This is a genomic window from Micromonospora sp. B11E3 (assembly GCF_039871625.1).
In the GTDB taxonomy this organism is placed as follows: domain Bacteria; phylum Actinomycetota; class Actinomycetes; order Mycobacteriales; family Micromonosporaceae; genus Micromonospora.
The window spans coordinates 68221-79428 of sequence record NZ_JBDPMC010000029.1 but is presented as its reverse complement, the minus strand read 5'-3'; the positions used below and the strand labels follow the sequence as shown (position 1 = coordinate 79428).

The following is an 11208-nucleotide window of genomic DNA, read 5'->3' as shown; positions in this document are numbered from 1 at the left end:
ACCACCACGACCACACGGCCATTGCCTCGACAGCACGGTTCCACACGCCCACCGACATCGTCAGCTTCATCGCCAACGCAGAAGCCGCCAAGATCAAACCGGCGAGTTAATTATCTGCGAGCCCTAACCAGACTGTCACGGATGCGGACCCGCTACACGCCGGGAATTGGCTGTGGCGGACTCCGTCCCGGGGCCGCCCTGGTTTCCCCTTGCGGGGCGGCCCCGGTTCCAGCTACCCGAGGAGGACGATGTGCGTATCCGCTGGTTCCGGTGCCGGACGAAAGCTCTGTCGCTGCTGCCGGGGCGGCGGCGCGGCAGGAACCTGCCGCGCCGGCTGACGCAGTCGACCGATGTCTTCCCCACGAACGACCCCGACCGTGCCGGCAGGCTCGCCCCCGCGCGGGCGTGGGCGGTACTCGCCAAGGCGCGTCTGCCCACCGTCGTCTGCCTCGCCGACCACCACGCAACCGGCCCGCACTGGATCTGCGCGGCGTGCGCACAGCCCTGGCCGTGCCCGACGTGGACGGACCTGCCGATCGACGCCGCCCTGCGCCGGGCGCTCCTGCCCGGCTTCAGTCTCCTGGTTCCGCAGGCCATCCGCGACCTGCGCGGCCGGCCCGAAGGTCCCGAACCGCCCGAGATCGTCAAACGCTTCCTGTGGTTCCTGCCCCTGACCGACGAAGAGGCACGCGCCACCGCACGGAGGCTGCGCTGATGGCCCGGCCGACGGTCCCGCACACGCCCATGCGCCCGCTGTGGCGATGCCGCAACTGCGGCGCCGAATGGCCCTGCCAACCCGCCCGACTGTCCCTGCTCAGCGAGTACCGGGGCAACCGCACCGCGCTCCTCGTCTACCTGGGCACCCTCATGGCCGAGGCCCGCGACCAGTTCGCCCAACTCCACGACCAGGCCGTGCCACCCGACCTGACCGACCGCTTCCTCACCTGGGCCCGAGCCCGAGGCTGAGCGCGGGGCTGAGCCCGTCCACCCGACGCCCACTAGCCTCCTAGGACGCCGTAGGGGATGTGTCCAACCGGGGGAGGGGCGCATCCGCACTGGACGGGCCGACCGGTGCGGCCCACGCCGGCGAGCGTCGGCGCGCCGGGGTGCGGTGCGGGGTGCCGGGTGGGAGGCTGGCGCACCTACGTTGTCGCCGACATTGCCGGATTGTTACCTGGTTTACCCGTCGATGGCTTGCGGATGTCCATCGATTGGCAATACGTTGCCGTCGGCAACAAAACCAGTGAAGGTCATCCCCCTTCCGGAGGCACCCATGACGGTGGCGAGGTGGTGCGAACCATGAGCGACGTGCCGATCCTCCTGGAGATGCGCGCCATCACCAAGGAGTTCCCCGGGGTCAAGGCCCTCGCCGACGTCAACCTCGTGGTGCGCGAGGGCGAGATCCACGCGATCTGCGGCGAGAACGGCGCCGGCAAGTCCACCCTGATGAAGGTCCTCAGTGGCGTCTACCCGTACGGCACGTACGAGGGCCAGATCATCTACCAGGGCGCGGAGACCCGCTTCTCCGACATCCGGGCGAGCGAGCACGCGGGCATCGTCATCATCCACCAGGAGCTCGCGCTCATCCCGCACATGTCGATCACCGAGAACATCTTCCTCGGCAACGAGCCGCGCAGGCGCGGCGCGATCGACTGGAAGGCGGCCAACCGCAAGGCGCACGACCTGATGGCGCGGGTCGGCCTGCGGGAGGACCCGGACACCCTGGTCAAGGACATCGGCGTCGGCAAGCAGCAGCTGGTGGAGATCGCCAAGGCGTTCGCCAAGGACGTCAGGCTGCTCATCCTCGACGAGCCGACCGCCGCGCTGAACGAGACCGACTCCCGGCACCTGCTGGACCTGCTGCGCGGCTTCCGGTCCAAGGGCATCACCTCGATCATGATCTCGCACAAGCTGAACGAGATCGAGGCGATCGCCGACCAGATCACCATCCTGCGCGACGGCCGGACGGTCGAGACCCTGAACGTCAGGGCGGACGGCGTCGACGAGGACCGGATCGTGCGCGGGATGGTCGGCCGCGAGCTGAGCAGCCGCTTCCCGGACCACACGCCGAAGATCGGTGAGGTCTTCTTCGAGGTACGCGACTGGAACGTCCGGCACCCGATCTCGGCCGAGCGTCAGGTCTGCAAGAACGCGAGCTTCGCCGTACGCCGCGGCGAGATCGTCGGCTTCGCCGGCCTGATGGGCGCGGGCCGCACCGAGCTGGCGATGAGCGTGTTCGGCCGCTCCTACGGCGTGTACGAGTCGGGCACGATCGTCAAGGACGGCAGGGAGGTCGTGCTGAAGTCGGTGGCGGACGCGATCGCCCACGGGCTCGCGTACGTCAGCGAGGACCGCAAGGCGATCGGCCTGAACCTGCTCGACGACATCAAGACGTCCACGGTGGCCGCCAAGCTGTCCAAGATCTCGCGTCACGGCGTCCTCGACGAGGTCAAGGAGTACAAGGCCGCCGAGGCCTACCGCAGGGAGCTGCGGACCAAGGCCCCCACGGTCGACGAGGGCGTCGCCAAGCTCTCCGGCGGCAACCAGCAGAAGGTCGTCCTCGCGAAGTGGATGTTCACGGACCCGGACCTGCTGATCCTCGACGAGCCGACGCGCGGCATCGACGTGGGCGCCAAGTACGAGATCTACGGCATCATCCAGCGGCTCGCCGACCAGGGGAGGGGCGTCGTCGTCATCTCCTCGGAGCTGCCCGAGCTCATCGGGCTCTGCGACCGCATCTACACCGTGTTCGAAGGCACCATCACGGGCGAGATCGCCCGGTCCGAGGCGGACCCGGAGACCCTCATGAAGCACATGACCTCGACGAAGAAGATGCAGACACGATGAGCCGGATCAAGGACCTTCAGAAGAACCTGTTCGGAGGCACCACCTCCAACGCCCGCCAGTTCGGGATGATCTTCACGCTGGTGGCGATCGTCGTCCTGTTCCAGATCCTGACCGACGGCCTGACGCTGCGATCGGACAACCTGATCGCGCTGTTCCAGCAGAACTCGTACATCCTCATCCTGGCCATCGGCATGCTGATGGTGATCGTCGCCGGGCACATCGACCTGTCGGTCGGCTCGGTCGCCGCGTTCGCCGGCATCCTGGTGGCCAAGTCGATGTTCGAGTGGTCGCTGCCGTGGCCCGTGGCCATCCTCTTCGGCCTGGCGATCGGCGCGGTGATCGGCGCCTGGCAGGGCTTCTGGGTCGCCTACATGGGGGTGCCCGCGTTCATCGTCACCCTGGCGGGCATGCTGCTGTTCCGGGGCGGCAACCAGTTCATCGGCAACGCGAACACCATCCCGGTGCCCGAGGGCTTCCGGGTGATCGGTTCCGGGTTCCTGCCCGAGACCGGGCCGGACACCGGCTACAACAACCTGACGCTGCTGCTGGGCCTGGCCGCCTGCGCGGCCGTGGTCTGGCGGGAGTTCCAGGCGCGCCGGACCCGCCACGAGATGCACGCCGACGCGGCCCCGATGTGGATCGCGATCCTGCGGATGGCCGTGATGGTCGGCGTGATCGTGTTCGTCTCGCTGCGCTTCGCCAGCGGCCGGGTCGGCACCAGCTTCCCCGTCTCCGGCATCATCCTGGTGGCGTTGGTCCTCGCGTACTCCTTCTACACCCGCAACACGGCCGGCGGCCGGCACATCTACGCGGTGGGCGGCAACTCCCGGGCGGCCGAGCTGTCCGGCGTGAAGCTCAGGCGGGTCAACTTCCTGGTCATGATGAACATGTCCGTCCTGGCCGCGCTGGCCGGCATGATCTTCGTGGCCCGCTCGGCGGCGTCCGGCCCGCAGGACGGCAACGGCTGGGAACTGGACGCGATCGCCGCGGTCTTCATCGGCGGCGCGGCCGTCTCCGGCGGCATCGGGACCATCAGCGGCTCCATCGTCGGTGGTCTGGTCATGGCCGTGCTCAACAACGGCCTGCAACTGCTGGGCGTCGGCACCGACCGCGTCCAGATCATCAAGGGCCTGGTCCTGTTGCTGGCCGTCGCGCTCGACGTCTACAACAAGCGCCAGGGACGTTTCTCCGTCATCGGCAGCATCACCCGCTCGTTCCGCCGAGACGGTTCCGGCACGCCCACCTCCCCGGCCACGGCGGGGGAGAAGCGCGCCCCGACCACGGTGTCCGCCGGCTGACGGGTACCGGTCAATTCCCCGTATCACTTCCGTAGAAGGGCAGCACTCCCCATGCGCAAACTGCTCGGTAAGTCGGTGGCGATCGGCGCCATCGCCGCGCTCGCTCTGACCGCCTGCGGCTCGGGCCGCGACGAGGAGTCCGGCAGCTCCGGCGGCGACAGCAAGGGCTTCGCGGCCAACGCCCTGATCGGTGTGGCCCTGCCGTCGAAGACCTCCGAGAACTGGGTCCTCGCCGGTGACCTGTTCGTCAACGGCCTGAAGGAGGCCGGTTTCTCCAGCGACGTGCAGTACGCGGGCGCGTCGACGACGGTCGCCGACCAGCAGGCGCAGATCACCGCCATGGTCACCAAGGGCGCCAAGGTCATCGTCATCGGCGCGACCGACGCCGCGCAGCTGTCGACCCAGGTCGCCGCGGCCCACGCGGCCGGCGCGAAGGTCATCGCCTACGACCGGCTCATCCTGAACACCCCCGACCTCGACTACTACGTCGCGTTCGACAACTTCAAGGTCGGCCAGCTCCAGGGCCAGGCCCTGCTGGACGGCATGAAGGCCAAGAAGCCGAACGGCCCGTACAACATCGAGCTGTTCTCCGGCTCGCCGGACGACAACAACGCCGGTGTCTTCTTCAACGGCGCGATGGACGTCCTCAAGCCCGAGATCGACAAGGGCAACGTGGTCGTCGCCTCGAAGCAGACCGACGTCAAGCAGACCGCCATCCAGGGTTGGAAGGCCGAGGGTGCGCAGGCCCGCATGGACCAGCTGCTGACCTCGACGTACGGCAACAAGGAACTGGACGGGGTCCTGTCCCCGAACGACACCCTCGCCCGCGCGATCATCACCTCGATCAAGGGCGCCGGCAAGCCGATCCCGGTCGTGACCGGTCAGGACTCCGAGGTCGAGTCGGTCAAGTCGATCATGGCCGGCGAGCAGTACATGACCATCAACAAGGACACCCGGAACCTGGTCAAGCAGACCATCGCCATGGTCAAGGCCCTGCAGGCCGGCAACACCCCCGAGGTGAACGACACCAAGTCGTACAACAACGGCGTCAAGGTCGTCGACACGTACCTGCTGCCGCCGCTCGCCGTCACCAAGGCGAACGCGGCCGAGGCGTACGCCAACGACCCGAAGCTCGCGCCGCTCACCAAGTGAGCACCGCCGCGGGCTAGCCGCTGACGGCCGAGGGGTCCCGGAGCACCCGCTCCGGGACCCCTCGTCGTCGAGTATGGGCGGCCCGCGCCGTCCCGTCGTCCGCCGCCGGTCTGAGCGGAGGCCCGCCCGCAGGCTGATCCGAGACTCAACCCGTGGGCGGATCTTCCGCGGCGACGCGACGGCCCGCCAGGCAGATCCCAGGGGGCCTGAGCAGCCACGATGGGTCCGCCGGCCCCTGTCGGGGGCCGGTCACCGTCCACTGTCGGGTAATCAACTTTCAATGGACTTTCCGCGTTGATGATCTAGCTTTCCGCTCATGCGAAGGTTCATTGCGGCCGCGGGAGCCATCGGTCTCTCGGTCGGCCTGATCGGTACGGGGGCGGGTGCCGCCTCGGCGGCAGAGGGCGACCGCCGCGCGGTCTGCGAGCACCGCGTCTGCCTGCTCGTCCTGGACGAGTCGAACGACAATGACGGGGACGGCGTCACGGACGTCGACGAGGAGGCGCTGGGTAGCGACCCGAACGATGCGGGCAGCTACCCGGACGTCCACAAGATCTTCGATGCCGCCATCGCCCGCGAGCTGCCCTCGTTCGAGGAGCACCTCACCGAACTGGTCGTGCTGCCGAGGGACACCCCCGACGGCATGGCGCTCGCCACCGGCGTCGGAGCACTGGACCGGCCCGAGGAGGGGCCCCTCGTGCGGTCCGCCGAGGGACTCCTCGGCAAGCTGCGCGCCAACGGCTTCGAGCACCTCGGTCGCGACGCGACCGTGGTGTTGGCCGAGGAGCCGACGCTGCGGGAGGACCAGAAGCTGGCCTTCTCCGTACTCGGCAACGTCGCCGTCTGGGGCGTCGAGGGTGATTCCATCGAGGGCCTCGTCGGCGTGACGAACCTCGGCCCCAACGGCCTGAAGAAGCCGGCCCGGTTCGTCGACGGCGGATTCACCCACGGTGGCGCGCCCGGCTCGTTCGGGCGCGGATACTCGGTCGCCTACTCGGACGGCAGCTCGGACAACGTGCGGATCGTCACCGAGACGAAGACCTCGGTGACCTCGGTTGGGGAAACCACCTCGGTGACCACGGGCACGATCACCAACCTGGCGTACGACTCGGACCTCAACTTCGTGGGAGGGGGGACGACCGATTACAGCGAGACCTTCACCTCGAGAGACGACGGCTTCTCCACCTGGGAGACCTCCAGCAGCACCACCAACTACAACAGCGACGGCCAAATTACCGACAAGACCGACATCAATGTCAAGGAAAACGCGGACGGGACGACGACGACCAAGACGAAGACGGAGGAGTACGACAGCAATGGCAACGTGACCAAGACGACCGAGAGCACGACGGTCGACGACGGCGAGACGGCGACCACGACCACGACCACCACCACCTACAAGGACGGAAAGGTCGAGTCGACGGAGACCAAGAAGACGTGCAAGGGGGCCGACTGCCCGGAGGACGGCGGGGAGACCGGCATGGTCAACCCGGACTACCTCGCCACCGGACCGATCACCGCTGACGACCTGGCCCGGGTCGTCGTCCGGTTCAACAGCAACCGTACGCCCTCCGAGGACGACTACGGACAGATCGACATCCGCGGTATCGAGCCGCCGTCCAACGGCCTCGGCCCGCTGATCCTGACGGTGAACACGGACGGCGTGGTGGTGCTCGCGTCGGGCTTCCAGCCCGAATTCAACGGCGCCACGCCGGAGTACGACCCCGACCTGCAGGACCTGATCGACATCTCGGGGGTCACCCCGCCGGACAACACCGGCCCGATCTCCTGGCCCGGGATCTGACACGGTGACCGGGCCCATGCCACGCGGCATGGGCCCGGATCCCTCCGAGGGGCGAAATCACCCGCCGACAGACGTCGAGACCGCGGCGGGGTCACGGCCCGGCGAGGGGGAACTCGTCGAACAGGACCACCTCGGCCTCCGGGTCGACGGTGTCGAAGCGGTACGAGCGGACCATCCCGTCGGCGGTGTCCAGCAGCGTGAAGACGGTGATGTCGTTGCTCGCCACGTACGGCAGGGCGGCGCCGTCGGGCCCGGCCAGCGGCGCGACGGTGGGCACGATCGGGGCCAGGCCGCCCGGGTCGCCCTGCTGGACGTACCCGTCCGGCAGCTCGCGGGACCGGCCGGACGTCACGTCGTAGGCGCCGTAGCTGTTGCCGACGTTGGACGTCTCCAGCCAGTGCACGCCGGCCGCGTTGCGGAACCGGTTCCACACGTGCGAGTGTCCGTTGAGGACCAGGTGGACCCCGGCGGAGTCGAGCAGCGGCTCGACGTCGCGCAGGATGTGGTCGTCGGCCTGCGGGTAGTGGTAGGTGATCCCGTCGGGCCCGATCGTCGGCACCGGGTCGGTGAACGGCGGGGCGGAGTGGTGGCCGAGCCCGTGGCTCGGGTGGTGGAACATCACCACCCGGTACCGGGCCGCCCGCGCCGCGGGGGAGGCGAGTTCGGCGGCGAGCCAGCGGTACTGGGCCGAGCCGCGGGCGACCGGCTCGAAGATGAACTGGCCGTGCCCCCAGCGCTCCGGCCGGTCGACGTCCCCGGCGGCCTCCTGGAACCTGCCCCGCCCGGTGAGCTTGGGCGTACGCCAGATCGTCGTGGCGAACAGGGTGATCAGGTGGACGTCGCCGATGGTCCGCGACCACCAGCGCGGCCCGCCCGCGTCGCTGCGCGGCACCGGGAACAGCTCCTCGTACGTGGTGACGTCCCAGGCGCCGGGCTGCGGATCGTTGAACTGCTCCTCCAGCGACGCGGTCTGCGACCAGCGTCCCATCACCTCGTGGTTGCCGATGGCCGGGTAGAGCGGGGTGTTCGGCAGGATCGGCGCGCCCGGCCAGCGGCCGTCGGCCCGGCCGGCGAAGCTGGTGAAGAACGCCGGCCGGCGGGCGCTGTCGAACCAGTCGCTGGCCCGGTCCGGGACGTTGACCATGTCCCCGGCCATCAACACCCCGTCGAGCGCGGTGCCGGCGGTCTCGCCGACCTTGGTCAGGTTCGCGGGGACCATCGGCATGAGCTGGTGGTCGCTGGTCAGCAGCAGCCGGACCGGCCGCCCCGGCGGGACGGCCGGGGCGAGGCTGTGGGCGGTGGTGACGGTCGCGCGGCCGTCGTCGTCGACCGACACGACGCGGTACGGGCTGCGCCCGGCGGGTAGCCCGCCGACCAGGGCCAGGTGCCGGTACACCGGGCGGCGGGTCACCCCGGCGTACGTCCGGCCCGGCACCGACGACCCGGCGTCCTCCCGGGTACGCGACAGCGGGCGGGTCTCGGCGGGGAACCGCCGCCACCCCGGGCCCGCGTCGGCGGGGCCGGTGGCGGCGGCGTGCGCCTGCCGTTCGGTCAGCCCCGGCACCCCGGCGCCGACCAGCGCGACCTGGCACCTGCCGGCCTGCTCGGTGTGCCACAGCACGTGGACCCCGTCGGGCCCCGGATCGAGCAGGTACGGCTCGCACAGCAACGTCACGCAGTGAGTATGCGGGCAGCCGGATTCGTCGCGGGGGCCCGAGTGGTGCGGCCGGACGTGACGATTCGATTGGAGGGGCGCCGTTGGTTGCCCACGCCGTCGCCCGCACGGCTTGACAGCGCCCGGCGTCGGCCGTACGTTCCATTCACTCATAAACATCTATCTGCGCTGGTGTGGCGCGCTTTCCGGAGGGAGCGGCCCGACATGGCACTCGACCGCCGCGCGTTCCTCGGCCGGGTCGCGGTGGCCGGCGTGGCCGCGGCGACCGTCCCGACCCTCGCCCTGCCCGGCGAGGCGCGGGCCGCCGCCACCTGGCGCAAGCGCCTCACCGGCGCCGACCTCGACACCAACAGCCGGTGGCAGGTCGCCGGCACCGATCTCGGCATCCCCTACGTGCTGGAGAACGGCTCCATCGGGTACCTGTTCGGCGACACCTTCAACACCGCCTGGCCCGAGGGGCCGCCGCTGCCCAACGACTGGCGCTCCCCGGTGATGCTGCGCTCGTACCTGCACCCCAACTCGCCGGGCGGGATCGTCTTCGACAGCGCCGCCCGGGTCGCCGGCAACGGCCGCGCGCCGGAGCTGATGCACAACGGCCACAACGGCATCGGCATCGACGGCCTGTGGGAGGTCACCGTCATCCCCAACGACGGGATCAGCTTCCCCGAGACCGGGCGGCAGCTCGTGTCGTACATGAGCATCGAGAACTGGAACTCCGCCGGCCCCGCCGGGCCGCAGTGGAAGTCCCGCTACGCCGGCCTGGCGTACACCGACAACGGCAACGACTTCGTCCGTACGCCGTTGAAGTGGTGGAACAACGGCACCAACACCGACCCGTTCCAGATGTGGACGATGCAGCGCGACGGGGACTGGGTGTACGTCTTCTCGGTTCGGTCCGGCCGCCAGGACGGGCCGATGATGCTGCGCCGCGTCCGCTGGGACCGGCTGTTCTACCCCGAGTCCTACGAGGGCTGGGGCTGGAACGGCAGCGACTGGGGCTGGGGCCGCCCGTGCACGCCGATCCTCACCGGCCGCTTCGGCGAACCGTCGGTACGCCGGCTCGCCGACGGCACCTGGGTCATGGCGTACCTCAACTGCGCGACCGGCAACATCGTCACCCGCACCGCCCCCGGCCCCGACCGGGTCTGGACGGCGGAGAAGGTCCAGGTCTACGGCTGGCAGGAGCCGGGCCTGTACGGCGGCTTCATCCACCCCTGGTCGAGCCGCAACGCCAACGACCTGCACCTGATGGTGTCGAAGTGGACCAGGACGCTCGACGGCCGCAGCACCGCCTACCACGTCAGCCACTTCGTCGGCACGGCGTGGTCAGGTACGCGCGGAGGGCTGGCGGTAGCACGTACACCATTCCCACCATCCGCAGCATCGCCCGCGGGTCGCGGCAGATGTCGCTCGCCCATGACCGCCGACATTTCCCAGACCGCGCCCACCCCACACCCGCGCCCACCCGATCGGACCACACTGGACGGGAAGATCGGTATCGACCGGCGTGCGCCTCTCGGTAGGGTCGGGCCGTGATCGAGGTGCGGGACCTGGCCAAGCACTACCGGGTGCACCGCCGGCAACCCGGGCTGCGCGCCGCGCTGCGCTCCCTCGTCCGCCGCGAGCACGTCACCGTCCGCGCCGTCGACCAGGTCAGCTTCACCATCCCGGCGGGCGAGGTCGTCGGCTTCCTCGGTCCCAACGGCGCCGGCAAGACGACCACTCTGAAGTGCCTGACCGGCCTGGTGCATCCGACCGCCGGCACCGTACGCGTGCTCGGCCACACCCCGCACGACCGGGAGCCGGCGTTCCTGCGCCGGATCTCGCTGGTCATGGGGCAGCGCAACTCCCTGTTCTGGGACCTGCCCGCGGCCGACGCCTTCGAGGTCAACCGGGCGATCTACGGTCTCGCCGAGGGACCGTACCGCTCGGCCCTCGACGAACTGGTCACCCTGCTGGACCTGGCACCGCTGCTCACCAGGCAGGTCCGGGTGCTCAGCCTCGGCGAGCGGATGCGCTGCGAACTCGCCGGGGCGCTGCTGCACCGGCCGGACGTGCTCTTCCTCGACGAGCCGACCCTCGGCCTGGACGTCAACGCCCAGGCGGCGGTGCGCACGTTCCTGCGCGGCCGTCTCGGTGCGGCTGCTGGCGGCCGAGGAGCTCGGCCGGGTCACCTTCGCCTTCGTCGAGCTGTCCCGTTTCCCGGTGGACCTGTACCGCAACCCGGCGCAGGCCGTCCTCACGGTCGTGCCGGTCGCGTTCCTCACCACGCACCCGGCCGCGGCGCTGCTGGGCCGGCTCGACGCGTACCTGTTGCTGCTGGCCCCGGCGGTGGCGGCCGGCGCGGCGGTGCTGGCCACGCTGGCCTGGCGGCGTGCCCTGCGCTCGTACGCCGGCGCCAGCGCCTAGGTCCCTTCTGGAGTTGTGATCAC

The 11208-nt window shown here is 69.9% G+C and carries 8 protein-coding genes and 1 pseudogene; 8 read left to right on the top strand and 1 reads right to left on the bottom strand.

What is annotated here, in order from left to right:
* Nucleotides 1-250: 250 nt before the first annotated feature.
* From ABGB16_RS16735 to ABGB16_RS16710, 6 genes are all read left to right on the top strand, one after another.
* Nucleotides 251-715 (top strand): hypothetical protein, encoded by a 465-nt coding sequence (locus ABGB16_RS16735; RefSeq protein WP_347668982.1) that lies wholly within the window; start codon nucleotides 251-253, stop codon nucleotides 713-715.
* Entirely contained in the window at nucleotides 715-966 is a 252-nt protein-coding gene (locus tag ABGB16_RS16730) for a flavin reductase (RefSeq protein ID WP_347668981.1), read from the top strand. The genes ABGB16_RS16735 and ABGB16_RS16730 overlap by 1 nt, the downstream gene beginning before the upstream one ends.
* 333 nt (nucleotides 967-1299) lie before the next feature.
* Complete coding sequence (gene mmsA / locus ABGB16_RS16725; protein ID WP_347668980.1) at nucleotides 1300-2847, top strand: multiple monosaccharide ABC transporter ATP-binding protein; 1548 nt, start codon at nucleotides 1300-1302, stop codon at nucleotides 2845-2847.
* Nucleotides 2844-4145 (top strand): multiple monosaccharide ABC transporter permease, encoded by a 1302-nt coding sequence (gene mmsB / locus ABGB16_RS16720; protein ID WP_347668979.1) that lies wholly within the window; start codon nucleotides 2844-2846, stop codon nucleotides 4143-4145. Before mmsA ends, mmsB begins: the two co-directional genes overlap by 4 nt.
* 51 nt (nucleotides 4146-4196) lie before the next feature.
* A complete protein-coding gene (locus ABGB16_RS16715) occupies nucleotides 4197-5297 on the top strand; it encodes a sugar-binding protein (protein ID WP_347668978.1) in 1101 nt (366 codons plus the stop codon).
* Between the two features lie 316 nt (nucleotides 5298-5613).
* Entirely contained in the window at nucleotides 5614-7101 is a 1488-nt protein-coding gene (locus ABGB16_RS16710) for a thrombospondin type 3 repeat-containing protein (protein WP_347668977.1), read from the top strand.
* Nucleotides 7102-7192: 91 nt separating this feature from the next.
* Here the strand turns inward: ABGB16_RS16710 and ABGB16_RS16705 are convergent, their stop codons facing one another.
* Nucleotides 7193-8776, bottom strand: a complete 1584-nt coding sequence (locus ABGB16_RS16705; protein WP_347668976.1) for a metallophosphoesterase — start codon at nucleotides 8774-8776, stop codon at nucleotides 7193-7195.
* A gap of 204 nt (nucleotides 8777-8980) precedes the next feature.
* On the opposite strand from ABGB16_RS16705, the pseudogene ABGB16_RS16700 reads away from it, so the two are divergent.
* Together ABGB16_RS16700 and ABGB16_RS16695 are read left to right on the top strand one after the other, a co-directional pair.
* Nucleotides 8981-10099, top strand: a pseudogene (locus tag ABGB16_RS16700) (DUF4185 domain-containing protein); the annotation flags it as partial.
* 813 nt (nucleotides 10100-10912) lie between these two features.
* On the top strand, nucleotides 10913-11185 hold the full coding sequence (locus ABGB16_RS16695) for an ABC-2 family transporter protein (RefSeq protein ID WP_347668975.1): 273 nt from the start codon (nucleotides 10913-10915) through the stop codon (nucleotides 11183-11185).
* Nucleotides 11186-11208 lie beyond the last annotated feature (23 nt).

What these genes read in the sequence shown, in the direction of transcription:
- ABGB16_RS16715 (WP_347668978.1), top strand. Translation starts at nt 4,197, where the DNA reads ATGCGCAAACTGCTCGGTAAGTCGGTGGCGATCGGCGCCATCGCCGCG.
- ABGB16_RS16710 (WP_347668977.1), top strand. Translation starts at nt 5,614, where the DNA reads ATGCGAAGGTTCATTGCGGCCGCGGGAGCCATCGGTCTCTCGGTCGGC.
- ABGB16_RS16730 (WP_347668981.1), top strand. Translation starts at nt 715, where the DNA reads ATGGCCCGGCCGACGGTCCCGCACACGCCCATGCGCCCGCTGTGGCGA.
- mmsB (WP_347668979.1), top strand. Translation starts at nt 2,844, where the DNA reads ATGAGCCGGATCAAGGACCTTCAGAAGAACCTGTTCGGAGGCACCACC.
- mmsA (WP_347668980.1), top strand. Translation starts at nt 1,300, where the DNA reads ATGAGCGACGTGCCGATCCTCCTGGAGATGCGCGCCATCACCAAGGAG.